Annotated in this window: 13 protein-coding genes; 4 read left to right on the top strand and 9 right to left on the bottom strand. The window is 62.2% G+C overall.

Features of this window, described 5'->3' with window-relative positions; translation table 11 throughout:
* Nucleotides 1-188: 188 nt before the first annotated feature.
* Entirely contained in the window at nucleotides 189-1,406 is a 1,218-nt protein-coding gene (glp, locus tag Q0X23_RS08135) for a gephyrin-like molybdotransferase Glp (RefSeq protein ID WP_297859843.1), read from the top strand.
* 20 nt (nucleotides 1,407-1,426) lie between these two features.
* Here the strand turns inward: glp and Q0X23_RS08130 are convergent, their stop codons facing one another.
* Nucleotides 1,427-3,112 (bottom strand): stalk domain-containing protein, encoded by a 1,686-nt coding sequence (locus Q0X23_RS08130; RefSeq protein WP_297859842.1) that lies wholly within the window; start codon nucleotides 3,110-3,112, stop codon nucleotides 1,427-1,429.
* 355 nt (nucleotides 3,113-3,467) lie between these two features.
* Between Q0X23_RS08130 and Q0X23_RS08125 the strand changes: the two genes are divergently transcribed.
* The gene (locus Q0X23_RS08125; RefSeq protein ID WP_297859841.1) at nucleotides 3,468-5,135 is read left to right on the top strand and encodes a DEAD/DEAH box helicase; all 1,668 of its coding nucleotides are present in this window, start codon (nucleotides 3,468-3,470) and stop codon (nucleotides 5,133-5,135) included.
* 45 nt (nucleotides 5,136-5,180) lie between these two features.
* On the opposite strand, the gene Q0X23_RS08120 is transcribed toward Q0X23_RS08125, so the two are convergent.
* Nucleotides 5,181-5,486, bottom strand: coding sequence for a hypothetical protein (locus Q0X23_RS08120; RefSeq protein ID WP_297859840.1), 306 nt, complete (start codon nucleotides 5,484-5,486; stop codon nucleotides 5,181-5,183).
* A 258-nt stretch (nucleotides 5,487-5,744) separates the two neighbouring features.
* On the opposite strand from Q0X23_RS08120, the gene Q0X23_RS08115 reads away from it, so the two are divergent.
* Nucleotides 5,745-6,308: a hypothetical protein gene (locus tag Q0X23_RS08115; protein ID WP_297859839.1), complete on the top strand. Its 564-nt coding sequence runs from the start codon at nucleotides 5,745-5,747 to the stop codon at nucleotides 6,306-6,308.
* A 33-nt stretch (nucleotides 6,309-6,341) separates the two neighbouring features.
* Here Q0X23_RS08115 and Q0X23_RS08110 read toward each other — a convergent pair whose 3' ends face one another.
* From Q0X23_RS08110 to Q0X23_RS08090, 5 genes are all read right to left on the bottom strand, one after another.
* A complete protein-coding gene (locus tag Q0X23_RS08110; RefSeq protein WP_297859838.1) occupies nucleotides 6,342-7,853 on the bottom strand; it encodes a tripartite tricarboxylate transporter permease in 1,512 nt (503 codons plus the stop codon).
* 9 nt (nucleotides 7,854-7,862) lie between these two features.
* Entirely contained in the window at nucleotides 7,863-8,294 is a 432-nt protein-coding gene (locus Q0X23_RS08105; RefSeq protein WP_297859837.1) for a tripartite tricarboxylate transporter TctB family protein, read from the bottom strand.
* Nucleotides 8,295-8,304: 10 nt separating this feature from the next.
* Nucleotides 8,305-9,270: a Bug family tripartite tricarboxylate transporter substrate binding protein gene (locus Q0X23_RS08100; protein ID WP_374707474.1), complete on the bottom strand. Its 966-nt coding sequence runs from the start codon at nucleotides 9,268-9,270 to the stop codon at nucleotides 8,305-8,307.
* Nucleotides 9,271-9,358: 88 nt separating this feature from the next.
* Nucleotides 9,359-10,006 (bottom strand): GntR family transcriptional regulator, encoded by a 648-nt coding sequence (locus tag Q0X23_RS08095; protein WP_297859835.1) that lies wholly within the window; start codon nucleotides 10,004-10,006, stop codon nucleotides 9,359-9,361.
* 133 nt (nucleotides 10,007-10,139) lie between these two features.
* A complete protein-coding gene (locus tag Q0X23_RS08090; protein WP_297859834.1) occupies nucleotides 10,140-11,324 on the bottom strand; it encodes a PLP-dependent aspartate aminotransferase family protein in 1,185 nt (394 codons plus the stop codon).
* Between the two features lie 122 nt (nucleotides 11,325-11,446).
* Between Q0X23_RS08090 and Q0X23_RS08085 the strand changes: the two genes are divergently transcribed.
* Complete coding sequence (locus Q0X23_RS08085) at nucleotides 11,447-11,914, top strand: Lrp/AsnC family transcriptional regulator (protein WP_297859833.1); 468 nt, start codon at nucleotides 11,447-11,449, stop codon at nucleotides 11,912-11,914.
* Nucleotides 11,915-11,916: 2 nt separating this feature from the next.
* Here Q0X23_RS08085 and Q0X23_RS08080 read toward each other — a convergent pair whose 3' ends face one another.
* Together Q0X23_RS08080 and Q0X23_RS08075 are read right to left on the bottom strand one after the other, a co-directional pair.
* Nucleotides 11,917-13,023 (bottom strand): ATP phosphoribosyltransferase regulatory subunit, encoded by a 1,107-nt coding sequence (locus Q0X23_RS08080; RefSeq protein ID WP_297859832.1) that lies wholly within the window; start codon nucleotides 13,021-13,023, stop codon nucleotides 11,917-11,919.
* Between the two features lie 44 nt (nucleotides 13,024-13,067).
* The gene (locus Q0X23_RS08075; RefSeq protein WP_297861188.1) at nucleotides 13,068-13,616 is read right to left on the bottom strand and encodes a peptidylprolyl isomerase; all 549 of its coding nucleotides are present in this window, start codon (nucleotides 13,614-13,616) and stop codon (nucleotides 13,068-13,070) included.
* Nucleotides 13,617-13,691 lie beyond the last annotated feature (75 nt).

Below are 13,691 nucleotides of genomic sequence, written 5' to 3'. Positions count from 1 at the left end.
TATCGCTTGCACAATAGATAGCGTCCAGGATGGACTTCCTTCCCTTATCTACTACCCCTTTGTCATGATCCTCGCGCCAGCCTTCGTATTGGGGCGCAACGAGAAGAATATCAAAGGTGTTTGGATGTGTCAATAGGGGGGACGTCCTGGTATCACGAAGATAACCCCAACTGGATAGGATAGAAGCTATGAAGCAGAACATTACCGTCGAAGCAGCCCTTGAGATTGTATTGCAACAGGCCAAACCCCTGGAAAGCATTGAGCTGTTGCCCCTGACCGCTGCTTACGGCGGCATTTTGGGCGCAGAACTAAGCGCTAAGGTTAACCACCCCTACACCGACGATACGGCAGTAGACGGCTATGCCTGCCTCGAGGCCGACACCAGGGGCGCCTCGTTGGGCAACCCGGTCAAGCTCAAAGTGGTCGGTCAATCGCCCGCTGGCAAACCATTCACCGGAAAGCTGGAGCCCGGAGAAGCCGTGCAGGTTTTTACCGGCACCCCCATACCCAAAGGGGCCAATGCGGTGATTCGGGTGGAAGACACCCTGCGGGAGGGCGATTATGTCTGGCTGATGAAACCGGCCTCGGCTGCCGACATTCGCCGCAAGGGCGACGACCTGGTGCTGGGGCAGACGTATTTGCACAAGGGCGATTTAGTCACCCCCGGCCGGGTGGGGCTGGCAGCGGCCATGGGCTACGACCAGCTGCCGGTGGTTCGGCGGCCCAGGGTGGGTATTCTGTCCACCGGCGACGAGGTGGTCGAGCCAGGGGAGCCACTACCCTATGGTGGGGTCTACAACTCCAATAGCTACTCGGTGGCGGGCCTGGTATTGGAGGCAGGCGGTGAGCCCGTCATCTTACCCAAAGCATCGGACAGTGTAGAGGGAGTTCGCGCCCAGCTACAGCGGGCTGGCAAACTTGACCTGCTCCTCACGACGGGTGGGGTTTCGATGGGCGAGTACGACATCGTGCGGCAGATGCTGGAGCGCGAAGGTGAGATCCATTTCTGGAAGGTCAAGTTGCAGCCGGGGGGCCCCTTGCTCTTTGCGACCTGGAACGGGCTACCCCTGATGGGCCTGCCGGGCAATCCGGTCTCGGCGATGGTGACGTTTTTGCTCTTCGGGCGGCCTTTTCTGTTCAAGCTGTTGGGGCGCACCGATGCGCCTTACAGCCTGGTGAGGGCTGTGGCCGATACCCCTTTCGAGGCCAACCCCACCCGGCGGGCCTACCGGCGGGCCGTGCTGCGCTGGGAAAACGACCGCTACCGCGTGGCAAGCACCGGCAACCAGTCCAGCGGCGTGCTGAACTCGATGGCGGTGGGGAATGCGCTGGTGGTGCTCGAGGCCGGCCTTTCGGCACAGCCTGGCGATTCGGTAGATGTAATTCCCTTTCCGGGGGCTTCTTAGGGCCGGGGGGCTTCTAGTGGCTACAGTCGGTACACCACCAGATTCACCGGCAGATACGAGCCGGAAGCCGGTATGAGCTCGATGGTGACCTGATCATTCTGGGTTTCGCGGAAGAAAATCAGGGGGTTGTCCGGACGCAAAAGCACCCCGTTGGACGGCACAGGCTGCAAGAGGCCGTTGACCCGGATGGCCCCCACATAAGCCCCTCCGCGGGGAGAGAAAGCGCCCACCGTGTTGAGTGCCCCGTCCAGCACAACCCGGTAGGTGAGGCCGTAGTGGCCCCGCAGGCGCACGGGCTGGCCCGTGAGGGCATCCATGCCGGCAGGCGTCGGGTCAAAAACCCCATCGCCAATCACGATGCGGCCCACCGTGCCTTCCAGTCGCACCCGCAGGGTACGCAGCGCCGATGGAAAAGTACCGCGCACATGGGTGCCATCGGGCTCGAGGTTGGGCAGCAAGGGCAGCAGAGAAGCCAGCCCCTCATTGCTGAGCGCAGGCAACAGGCTCTCCTCGATCATCGCTACCGTCAGGTTGACCTGACCACTGGCCTGGAGATCGGCCATCAGATTGAGGCCCTGGCCGGCAGCCAGCAAGTCCGATCGGTAGAGCGCTACCGTCTGGCCGGGCTCAAGGCGCACCTGCTCGCCTGCCTGGGCCAGCAAGAAGTCCATGAGACTCGCCTGCCCCAGCACCGCCACTACCCGGGTAGCCGCCGTCTCGCCCAGCCGCTCGACCTTAAGGTGAACCGGTACCACGTCCACGTTGCTCACTAGCACCACCAGCCGGGCCGGAGTCGGGAGGGCGTTCTGGTGATAGGCCAGGAGGCGGGCCGAACCGCTTACCGCGTCGGCATAAAGCACCCCCGAGCGCGCAACCTGCTCAGGGGAGTTGGAGACCAGCAGGGGTACGTCCCCGTCCTGCCTATCGGTCGCGAGAACCGGATAGCTCAGTATCTCGGGGTCGAGAAAGAGGCGCCCTACACTGTAAAAGCGCAGGGCATAATCGCGCGCACTGTACATAACCTCGGGCCGCACTACGATGCGCCGGGAAAAAGGCTCGCTGCTGCGCCCTGCGCGGTTGGTAACCACCAGGGTAATCAGTTTCTCGCCAGGGGTGAAGTAGGCTTCTTCGCGTCCGGTAAAGCTCAGGGAAAGCGGCTGTCCGTCAGGGTCATAGGAGTACTCGATGATACGCACCGGCTCCCCGATTTTGTACTCCTGCTTGTCGGTAGCAAAACGCGCAACCGGACGGGTGGTGTCCCGCGCAATGGCACCGTGGATATAGGTCAGGGTGAGCACGCGCTGTAGCGGATCGAACACCACCGCAGCCCCCAGGGCCGCTTCCAGGGTGCGGGCCGAAACGAACATCACCCCATCCTGCAACTGCCCCACCTCATTCAAACCCAGAGGTCGTCCCTCCAGGCGGGCCTGGCCCAAAGCGGGATAAAGTTCCAGCTTGCCCAGCCGCACCCCCTGGGTGCCATGGTTCAGGTTCTCCAGGCTGACCCCCAGTACCCGGGCCACCTCCCGCACCGGAATAAGGGCCCGCCCCTCCACCACACGGGCAGGGGGGTTCAGGGTGATGGGCGAACCATTGAGGTAGGCCAGCCCCCCCTCGAAGTCCAGTACCAACTGACGGGTGGCAAGCTGCTGCGCAGAAGCAGCGACAGCAATCCACAAAAGCAACACAAACCAGCGCACAATCACCTCGAGGGCCAAGGATAGCAGAAGCCGTGTGAAGAAGTATCCTAAAGCCCCGAAGCTGATAGCCCAAAAATTGGTAATAGTCCGATTTTTAGCAATATTCATACGCTTTGGGCCTTTGGCTTCGGGCTTTCAACCAATAACCCTTGACAAAACCCACGCCATCCCCCACACTGCAAGGGTTGCGCTTACTTTCCCGCAGGGTGCGGCCAAGCGCATGGTTCAACAAAGCCGTACATCCTATACCTCGGTACAGTTTGGACATTCGGTTCTTTCTGGGATGAGCGGCTCGAACCCTACAGGGTTGGATTCGCCTCGAAGGCTTTTCAGCCCACCACCCAAAAAGGACGTTTAAAACATGGAGTTTTCTGCATTTACGTTAAGATCTGAAGTTGCCAGGGCCCTCGAGGCCAAAGGTTTTACCACCGCCACCCCCATCCAGGCTGCGGCCATCCCACTGGCCCTGGAGGGCAAGGACGTACTGGGCCAGGCCCGCACCGGCACCGGCAAAACCCTGGCTTTTGGTATCCCCATCGCCCATCGGCTGGATGCCGCCCGTGAGCGCGGACGCGCCCCCCGGGCCTTTGTCCTCACCCCCACCCGCGAGCTGGCCCTTCAAGTCGCCAAGGAACTCGAGTGGCTGGCGCCGCACCTGAGCATAACGCCCATCTACGGCGGCACCGGCTACGGCAAGCAGGCCGAAGCCCTCAAACGCGGCACCGACGTGGTAGTAGCTACCCCAGGGCGGGCCATCGACTATATGGAGCAGCGCGTTCTCGAGCTATCCAGGGTCGAGATTGTGGTGCTCGACGAAGCCGATGAGATGCTCTCGATGGGCTTTGAGGAAGCGGTCGAGCAATTGCTGGAGGCCACGCCTGCCACCCGGCAGACCCTGTTGTTCTCGGCTACTCTACCCACCTGGGCGCGTCGCCTTTCGGAGCGCTTTCAACGGGGGGCTACCCTTATCAATGTCATCAAAGACGAGGCCATCTCCTATGAGGAAGTCGCTATTCAGGCCCCCATCCATGGCCGCATCTCGGTGCTCTCGGATCTGCTCTTTGCCTATGCACCCGAGCGCACCATCGTCTTTACGAGTACCAAGGCCGAGTGCAACGACCTGGCCCTGGGCCTGGAAAGCCGGGCCCACAGCGCGGCCCCCATTCACGGCGACATGGGCCAGATTGACCGCGAGCGCGTAATGGAGCGCTTCCGCAGCGGGGCCGTAAGCGTGTTGGTCGCCACCGACGTGGCCGCCCGGGGGCTCGACATCCCCGAGGTCGATCTGGTAGTACACTACCGCCTGCCGGATCAAAGCGAATCTTATCTGCACCGCTCGGGTCGTACTGGGCGGGCGGGGCGCTCGGGCAAGGTTGTAATTCTGTATGGCCCCCGCGATAAGCGCGAACTGGAGACCCTCGAGCGCGAGGTCAAACGCAGCTTCAAGCGGGTCAACCCCCCCACCCCCGAAGAGGTCATGGAGGCCAAGTGGGCCGTGCTGGCCCGCCGGATTGCCAGGCAGCCCGAGGCCGACAAGAAGCTCTGGCGCGAACAGGCCGAGCGCCTGATTGCCGAAGGGGGCGTGGACGCGGTAGCCGGCATGCTGGCTTTAGTTCTGGGCGGAGCCCCCACCCCCAAGAGCCTGATTACCGGCGAGGAGAACTGGGTCACCCTCAAGCTATCAGGCTCGCGCCTCAGCGTGAACCGTGTGGTTGCAGTGCTGAAAGGCGCGGGCGCAGGCGAGATCGGGCGCATTCGCCTGGACGGCGAGCTGGCCGCTTATGTGGATATCCGGCCCGAAGATGTGAGCAAGCTCGACCATTCGGCGCTACGCGACCTGCGCCTGATGAAAGCCACCGAGGTGCCTGCGGAGTCCCGGCTGCCCGAACGCCAGGGCTCTGGCCGTAGCCAGGGCCGTTCTCAGGGCAACCGCACCGGTGGAGGACAGCGCCGCAATCAGAGCGAGCGCCGTTTCGAAGGGTTTGAAGACCGCCTCGAGGGCGAACGCAGGCGCGTGGTGTACCGGTAAATAAAACACAATGCGGAGCCCCCTCGCTCGAGGGGGCTTTTTCATTCAGGCTTGCAAGCGCGGACGACGCTTTCTGGTGAGTAGCCAGATACCCGCTCCCAGGAGCAGGAGGGGTAGCCCCCACTGGAGCAAAAACCCCAGCAGGCCCGCCGCCACCCCCAGGGCGCTGCCCACCACCCCCAGCACCAGGCCCAGAACCAGCAACACCAACAGCAGGGGGAACAGCACCACACCCAGCACTGCCAGTACCGGCAGGGCCGCAATCGCCAGCACCCCCCCCAGAATGGGCCCCAACCAACCCGTGAGCAGCAGCACCGCCAGAATGACCAGCGACCACCCGAGGAATTCCATGCCTCGAGGGTAACGCGTTCTGGGGTGGGGGTCGTAAGGAGGGTCACGATTGCTGCACCTCGCCCGCCAATCCGTTGCTGGCGGAACCTTTCAACGATGACCGGCGATAATAGCAGTCCCACCGAAATCCACAAACTGATTACCAACGGTGCAGACGTCTATATAACGCTCACATAACGCTGGGTTGACTATATTGCCCTCAAAGGAGCGACCATGAACGGAAAGAACCTCAAATAATTCGTTTTGGGTGCAGCTATCGTGGCAGCGGGCTTGAGCGCGTTGGCAGTGACAATTCCCAACAGTTTTTCGGCAGGGCAGGTCATTAGTGCGGCAGCCTTGAACGCCAATTTCACAGCTCTGAAGACCGCCGTGGACGCCCTCGAGGCCAAACCCACCACCGAGCTGTTGCGAAGCACAGCAATTGCAGTGTCCTGCGAAACCGTTGCAGCCTTCACAAACACCTACACCAAAATCGCAGACCTGGGAACCTTCGACAAGCAAGACGCAAACTCAACCATCGAACTGACCTTCACCGGTCGGCTGTACGTCCAGTCCCTAACCAGCTCAAATGGGGCCATTTTCGAGTTACGGGTCGACAACAACCCCACAGCCACCGGGAGAATCCGCGCCCTGGTGCGCAGCAATGAAGTCGGGGGGACAGGGGTCAACGCAGCAATGAACGGTGTGGTGACGGGCCTGCCGACAGGTACCCACACCGTAAGCATTTGGGTAATGGCTACCAACAACGGCTCAGGGACCGAAGCTTTTACCAATCCCGGATGCTTTGGTACTGCACAGGTTCTGGTAAAGGAAATGCGCTAAAAGCTTCCTCTAGAACAGCGGTTGCTAACCTGCCTACAACTCCTCATCGCCCTGCCCCAAGCCTTGCTTGCGGAAGCGGGCGATTATCACAGGCGCGAACAGCGAGAGCGCAGCCAGTATCCACAGCGCTATGGCAATGGGGCTGCTAAACAGGTAACCCACGTCCCCGTTGCTGATGGTCATGGCCCGCCGCAGGTTAATTTCCATCAGGTAGCCCAGCACCAGGCCCAACAGCACCGGGGCCAGGGGAAACTCGAGCTTGCGCATCAGGTAGCCCACCAGGCCAAACACCGCCATCAGAAGCAGGTCGAAGGGGTTGTTGTTGACCGCATAGACCCCAATAAAGCTAATGGCCAGCACCGCCGGAATCAAAAACCAGGCCGGCACCGCCAGAAGCCGCACAAAAAGGCCCACCAAAGGCAGGTTCAAGAGCAGCAGCACCGCGTTGCCCACGTACATCGAGGCAATCAGGCCCCAGACCACCTCGGGGTTCTTCTGGAACATCTGCGGCCCCGGCGTGACCCCCAGGCTGATCAGGGCCCCCAGCATGATGGCGGTGGTGCCGCTGCCGGGCAGGCCCAGGGTCAGGAGGGGAATCATGGCCCCGCCTGCGGCGGCATTGTTGGCCGACTCGGGCGCCGCCACCCCACGCAGGTCGCCCTCGCCAAAGCGGGCTCTGGCGCCCAGCAGGCGCTTCTCGGTGGTGTAGGCCACGAAGCTGGCTATGGAGGCTCCGGCCCCCGGCAAAACCCCTATCAGGAAGCCCAGCACGCTGCTACGCAAAATGGTGAGCAGTGAGGCCATGAAGTCCCGCAAGGAAAGGTAGATACGCCCCACCTGGGCCCGCATGGCGCCGGGGGTCTTCTCCTCCAGAAGCATCAGCACCTCGCTGACCGCGAAAAGCCCGATGGCCACCACCAGAAAGTCCATGCCGTCCTCGAGCTGCAAGAGCCCAAAGGTATAGCGCGAGATGCCCGACTGCGGGTCCTGGCCCACCGTGGCCAGCATCAGGCCAAAGCCGGTAGCGATCAGGGCCTTAAAGAGGTTTTTGCCGGCCAGGGCCGAAAGGGTGGAGAAGCCAAAGACCATCAGGGCGAAGTATTCGGCAGGCCCAAAGCGGATAGCCCACTGGGCCAGCAAGGGGCCCAGGGTCATCAGGCCCACCACCGAGAGGGTGCCGGCAATAAACGAGCCCCAGGCCGCCATGGCCAGCGCGGGGCCGGCCTGGCCCTGCTTGGCCAGCTTGTTGCCGTCCAGCGCCGTGACCACCGAGGAGGTCTCGCCGGGGATGTTGAGCAGGATGCTGGTGGTGGAGCCGCCGTACATGGCCCCGTAGTAGATGCCCGCCAGCAAAATGAGGGCCGACTCGGGCGGCATCTTGAGGGCAAAAGTGAGGGGCACCAAAAGGGCCACCCCGCTGATGGGGCCAATACCCGGCAAAACCCCAATCAGCGTACCCACCAGGCAGCCCAGCACCACCAGGAACAGGTTGAGGGGCTGGAAAGCGACCCCAAAACCATTAAGGAGGGCTTGCAGGATATCCACTAGTCTCCCCTATCCGAAAATCCGGCCTACCGGCAGGGTCACACCCAACCCTTCGGTGAACAAGAAGTAGACGGCCAGGGTGAAGGCCAGCGCAGCCCCCAGTCCCTGCCACCAGCGGGCGCCAAACAGCAGCGAGAGCAAGGTCATCTCAAGGGTAGTGGTGAGTATAAAACCCAGCGGCACCACCAAATAGGCATACGCCACCAGGCTCAAGAGCACCAGCCCCAGCACCGGCCAGAAGCGCGCGGGCGGCCAGGTGGGGCTGGGGTCGGGTTTGAAGATGAGCCATAAGGCCGAAAGCCCCACCAACACAGCAATGATATAGGGGAAAGGCCGGGGGCCCAAAGGGTCGGAAAGGAAGCCCACCTGCATGCGGCTGGCCTCGAGGCCATACCCCAGGGCCAGCAGCAAGACCAAAACGCCTACGATGCGGTCGGCCATCGGCTGGGGCCTAGCGGATGATGCCCAGTTCGCGGGAGAGGTTGCGGAACTGGTTGACCTGCCGGTCGATGAAGACCTGGAACTCGGCCCCGGTCATGAAGAACTGGCCCAGGCTGTTCTGCTCGCGCACTTTGGCCCACTCCTGGCTGCGCTCCACCTGCCGCAAAGCCCTGGCCCAAAACTCGTAGGCTTCGGTGGGCATATTCTTGGGCACATAGAAGCCGCGCCAGACCACCCAGTCTAGGTTGTAGCCCAGCTCCCGAAGGGTCGGCACGTTGGCATAGGGCGCAGGGAGGCGACGGGGCGACATCATGGCAAGAACCCGCACCGTACCGGACTCCACCTGGGCCCGAAGCTCCGAAGCGTCTCCGGCGAATACCTGGATAAAACCACCCAGCAAGGAGGTCAGGGCCTGGCCACCGCCATCGAAAGGTACGTATTTGATGGAACGCGGCTCAATACCCGCCGCCCGGCCCAGAAGCAACACCTTCATGTGGTCCTGGCCGCCCACCGCGCTGCCCCCGCCCACGGCAATCTTGGCGGGGTCGGCTTTCCAGGCCGCCACCAGCTCTTGCATGGTTTTCCAGGGCGCGTCGGCCTTGACCGCCACCAGGCCAAAGTCGGCCGCTACAGCGCCCAACCAGCGCACATCTCGCTCGGTAAAGCGGCTGAACTGCCCCTGGGCCAGCCGCACCGTGGTGGCCGGGCTGGCCGCCACAATCAGGTTGGCATCGTTGTTTCGCTGCGTAACCACGTTGGCATAAGCCACCCCGCCACCGCCCCCGGTTAGGTTGGTGGTTTTGATGGGTTGGGACACAATCTTCAGGTCTTGCATCACCTGGGCCACGCTGCGGCAGGTGAAGTCCCAGCCGCCGCCTGCCCCGGCAGGGGCGATGCACTCGGGGTTGCGCGGGGTGAACTGGGCCAGCCCACCTCCCGCAGCTAACAAAACCACAGCTAGAGTTGCCAATCGCATCATGGTTCCTCCTATCTCCGTATCTCCAGCAGGCAAAAATCGCCCAAGGTGTAGCGTGTCATTGATTCTATCCGGCCCACCTTGGGCGTCAAGATGAGCGTGCGCCCAGCAAAATGGAGCCCTCGAGGCTTTCTAATAAGGCCTCCCGGGAACGCTCGAGGTGCCTCTGCAAAAAGGCTGCCGCCGCCTCGGCCTGCCCCTGCTGCAGCAGTTCGATCAAGTGCAGGTGGTCGCTCAGGGCCTGGTCGGCCCCCTGAGGGCGGGTAATTTCCAGGTAGCGGGCCCGGTAGATGCGCTGCAAAACCTGGGCCAGCGAGGCCACCACAAAGCGGTTGCCGGTAAGCTTGGCCAGTGCCAGGTGGAAATCGGTGGCTTTTTCCAGTTCGACCTCGGGGTCGAGGTCGGCCTCTACCGAGGCCAGCAGTTCCCGAAGCTGGCGGGCGTTGGGCCGACGCGAGGCAGCCACCCGCACCACGTAGGTCTCGAGCCAGGTACGAAACTCAAAAGCCTCCTCGAGTTCTGCCAGGTCCAGGGGAGCTACGGTGTAGACCCGGCCCGTGCGCTGCGCCAGCCCCTCACGGAAAAGCTGTTGAATGGCGGCCCGGATGGGGGTTCGGGAAACCGCCAGCAGTTCTTCCAGTTTGCGCTCAACCAGGGGCTCGCCAGGCCTCAGTTCCAGCGACAAAATCATCCGGCGCAGGCGGCGGTAAGCCTCTTCGGTTTGCGGAGCCAGCATGGAAGGATATGCTACCCTTTTTGGTATACCAGCTCAACTCGAGGTTCAGGCAAGATGCAAATCTTTCGACCCGGGGCGCCAGCACACCTAAAAACCGACGCCTCGCCACAAATACGCATCCCTGGAGCAAAGGCTACCTCGAAGCCGCCGCAGCCCGCGTTACCTGGGCAAGGGCTTGCTCGAGGTCGGCAATTAAATCCTCGGGGTCCTCGATGCCCACCGAAAGGCGTACCAGCGCATCGCTGACGCCGTGGGCAGCCCGAATCTCGGGCGGCAGAAGCTGGTGGGTGGTGGAGGCCGGGTGGGTGGCCAGCGACTCCACATCGCCCAGGCTTACGGCCTGGGTGAAAAGCTTCAGGCTATCCAGGAAAATGGCCGCAGCCTGTTTGGACTCCAGCTCAATGGAGACCAGCCCCCCAAAGCCCTGCATCTGCCGCCGGGCCGTCTCGTGGCCGGGGTGGGAGGGCAGGCCGGGGTAGTAGACCCGCCGCACGGCAGGGTGCTGGGAGAGGTATTCGGCTACCTGAGCTGCACCCGCGCAGTGGGCCTCCATGCGCAGGGGCAGGGTCTTGAGGCCCCGCAGCATCAGGTAGCCCTCGAAGGCCCCCAAGGTACCGCCGATATGCCGCAGCCCCTCGGCCCGCACTGCTTCCATGAGCTCCCTGGGGCCGGCCAGCACCCCTGCCAGGCAGTCGCCGTGGCCGCCCAGGTATTTGGTGGCGGAGTGCAGCACCAGGTCAATGCCGTGCTGCAGGGGGCGGGTCAGGTAGGGAGTGGCAAAGGTGTTGTCCACCACCGTCAGCACCCCTCTTGCGCGGGCAAGCTGGGCCACCGCCGCAAGGTCGTAGATGCGCAGGGTGGGGTTGGTGGGGGTCTCGAGGTAGATCATCCGGGTGGCAGGCGAAAGGGCCTGGGGCAGGTTCTCCACACTCCCCGCATCGGTTACCCGCACCCCAAATTTGGCCAGGGTTTCCAGAAAGTAGCCCTCGGTACCGCCGTACAGGGGGGCCAGATACACGATTTCGTCGCCGGGGGCCAGCAGGGTGTTGCACAGTGCGCTGATGGCGGCCATTCCGCTGGCAAAGGCCACTGCATCTTCGGCCCCCTCGAGGCTGGCCAGCTTCTCTTCGAAGGCCCGCACGGTGGGGTTACCGACGCGCCCATAGATGTAGCCTGCCTCCTCTCCGGCAAAAAGCCGCTCTCCCCTGGCAAACGAACCATAGGCGAAAGTGGAAGTGCTGAAGATGGGCACCACATGGGCTCCGGTTATGGGGTCGGGGTGGTGTCCGGCGTGCACGGCCTGGGTTTTGATTTTCATAAGCATACCTCGGGTTTGCTTTTAGACTAGCACCATTTGGATGGTAAAAGCTTGCGATAACGCCCGGCTTTTTGCTCTTTAATGCAATTGAATTGCACAGAATGCTAGGATAAAGCAATCCAATGGTAACTATTGAACTGGATAAAAAAGACCGCAAAATTTTGAGCATCCTTCAGCGCCAGGCCCACATCCCCAACAGCGAACTGGCCGAGCAGGTTCACCTTTCCCCCTCGACCTGCTTGCGCCGGGTTCGGCGACTGGAAGAACTGGGGGTGATTCGGGGCTATGTGGCCCTCCTAGACAAGGACAAAATCGGCCGCAGCCTGTGCGTGTTTGTGCGGGTCAAACTCGACCATAAAAGCCGCGTCGATGTGGAGCGTTTCGAGCAGGAGGTGCTCAAATACCCCGAGGTCACCGAGTGTCACGTGGTGATGGGCGAGGATGACTTTTTGCTCAAGATTATGGTGGCCGACCTGAACGAGTTTCAGAAATTTTTACTGGATCACCTCACCGCCATTCCGGGCCTGAGCACGGTAATCTCCTCTGCGGTGCTGCGGCAGGTCAAGAGCACCACCGAGTTGCCGGTGTGAACTTACCCGATGGGCTCGAGCCGCCCCTCTACCGCCAGCCAGCGGATTCCTTTTTCCAAAGCGTACTCCTTCAGGTCGCGCAGGTTAGCTGTCCAGGCCAGTTCTACCCGCTTGCCCTCCGAGCGCAGCTTTCGCGCCAGAGCCCGATCCAGCGCCAGTACCTCTGGCGGAACCTCGGACAACGGCAGGCGTAGCGCCTCCATGACCCGCTCGAGCCCCAGGGCAAAGCCCGCCGCATAAGGCAGCAAAGCCCCATCGTAGCGGCCCCCGCCCAGCAAGGGCAGGCCAAAGTCGGGGGTGTAGGCCTGGAAGTTGAGGCCGGTGTAGAAGGTCAGGAGCCGGGCCCGGCCAAGGTCAAGAAGCAACGGTACTTCGGGCAGCAGGGCCAGGACGGCCTCGAGCCAGTCCAGGTCGGCCTGGGCTTTGCCCGAGAGGGGCAGCCTGCGGGCTTCTTCCAGCACCTCCCGCCCACCGTACAGGTCGGGCAGGGCCAGCAGGGCCTTTTGCAAGCTGGGGTGTACCAGGTAGTCCTTCAGCAAGGACAAAAGCTCAGGGCTGTTCTTGCGGTGGATGGCCTGGCGCAAGCGCTCCTTTTTTTCGTCGGGCAGGCCCGTGGCGTCCAGCAAATCCCGCACCAGGGCGGGCAGCCCCACCTCGATCTTGGCCTCGGGGAAGCCGATGAGTTGCAACGCTTCCCAGGCCAGCTCGAGCACCTCGGCGTCGGCCTGGGGGCTGCTCACCCCCACCAGCTCGGCTCCCACCTGGCTAAACTCGCGGCTGCGCCCCAGTTCAGCATTGGCCTCGCGCAGCCAGAGGGTTCCGGCATACTGCATGCGCACCGGCTGGCCCGACACCAGCCGCCCGTTGCTACGCAGAAGCCCTGCTACCGCGGTGGTAAACTCCGAGCGCAAAGCCAGTACCTCGCCGGTTTTGTCTACGAGCTTGAAAGCGCGCTCGGCCAGGGTGTGCCCTGGGTCGTAGATTTCCAGTGAGGGCAGCTCTACCGGCTCGTACCCCCAGCCGTACAAGAGCCCTACCAGCCGCTCCAGTAGTTCGCGGCGCTGGCGGGCCTCGGGGGGCAGAAAGTAGCGGGTGCCTTCGGGAATCATGCAGGTACCGGATAGCCCAAAAGCCATCGGCTCGGAACTAAAGCCTATTTGCTCTTCGCAAATATTTTCACCGACAAAATCTTGTCGCGTTCCCGGCGGGCCTGGGGGCCTTCGGTGGGGTTGATATTTTCCACCACATCCATTCCCTGTACCACCTGCCCAAAAATGGTGTACTGCTGGTTGAGGTTGGGGGTGGGGCCATAGGTGATGAAGAACTGGCTGCCGTTGGAGTTGGGATCCATGGTGCGGGCCATGCCCAGCACACCTTTTTTGTCGTAGTTGAGCTTGGGGGTCACTTCCAGGCCAAACTGGTAGCCGGGGCCGCCCATGCCGGTGCCGGTGGGGTCGCCGGTCTGGGCCACAAACCCCGGAATGACCCGGTGAAACACAATGCCCTCAAAGTATCGGTGGAGGGCCAAAAATACAAACGAGTTGACCGTGTTGGGCGCTTCTGTTTCATATAAATCTATACCGATTTTTCCCTTGCTGGTTTCAATTTCGGCGTAGTAGTCGAATTTGGCAGGGTCAATCACCTGCTCGGGCTTGGCAAACTTGGTCACGGGCTTGTCGGACTTATAGGGCAGGGCTTCCATGTTTCCTCCAAAACTGCGGTCTGCTCCACTCCCCTGCCACAAGAAAAAGGCGGCAGCGGCCAGGGCCACCAGAAC

It is taken from the genome of Meiothermus sp. (assembly GCF_026004115.1).
Classification (GTDB): domain Bacteria; phylum Deinococcota; class Deinococci; order Deinococcales; family Thermaceae; genus Meiothermus.
This window is presented reverse-complemented; position numbering and strand designations above follow the sequence as displayed.

Bases quoted from the DNA above. Each gene is read 5' to 3' on its own strand.
- Q0X23_RS08095 (WP_297859835.1), bottom strand. From the start codon at position 10,006: ATGCTGGCTCCGCAAACCGAAGAGGCTTACCGCCGCCTGCGCCGGATG.
- Q0X23_RS08100 (WP_374707474.1), bottom strand. From the start codon at position 9,270: ATGCGATTGGCAACTCTAGCTGTGGTTTTGTTAGCTGCGGGAGGTGGG.
- Q0X23_RS08085 (WP_297859833.1), top strand. From the start codon at position 11,447: ATGGTAACTATTGAACTGGATAAAAAAGACCGCAAAATTTTGAGCATC.
- Q0X23_RS08075 (WP_297861188.1), bottom strand. From the start codon at position 13,616: ATGGAAGCCCTGCCCTATAAGTCCGACAAGCCCGTGACCAAGTTTGCC.
- Q0X23_RS08105 (WP_297859837.1), bottom strand. From the start codon at position 8,294: ATGGCCGACCGCATCGTAGGCGTTTTGGTCTTGCTGCTGGCCCTGGGG.
- Q0X23_RS08120 (WP_297859840.1), bottom strand. From the start codon at position 5,486: ATGGAATTCCTCGGGTGGTCGCTGGTCATTCTGGCGGTGCTGCTGCTC.
- Q0X23_RS08090 (WP_297859834.1), bottom strand. From the start codon at position 11,324: ATGAAAATCAAAACCCAGGCCGTGCACGCCGGACACCACCCCGACCCC.
- glp (WP_297859843.1), top strand. From the start codon at position 189: ATGAAGCAGAACATTACCGTCGAAGCAGCCCTTGAGATTGTATTGCAA.
- Q0X23_RS08125 (WP_297859841.1), top strand. From the start codon at position 3,468: ATGGAGTTTTCTGCATTTACGTTAAGATCTGAAGTTGCCAGGGCCCTC.
- Q0X23_RS08080 (WP_297859832.1), bottom strand. From the start codon at position 13,023: ATGATTCCCGAAGGCACCCGCTACTTTCTGCCCCCCGAGGCCCGCCAG.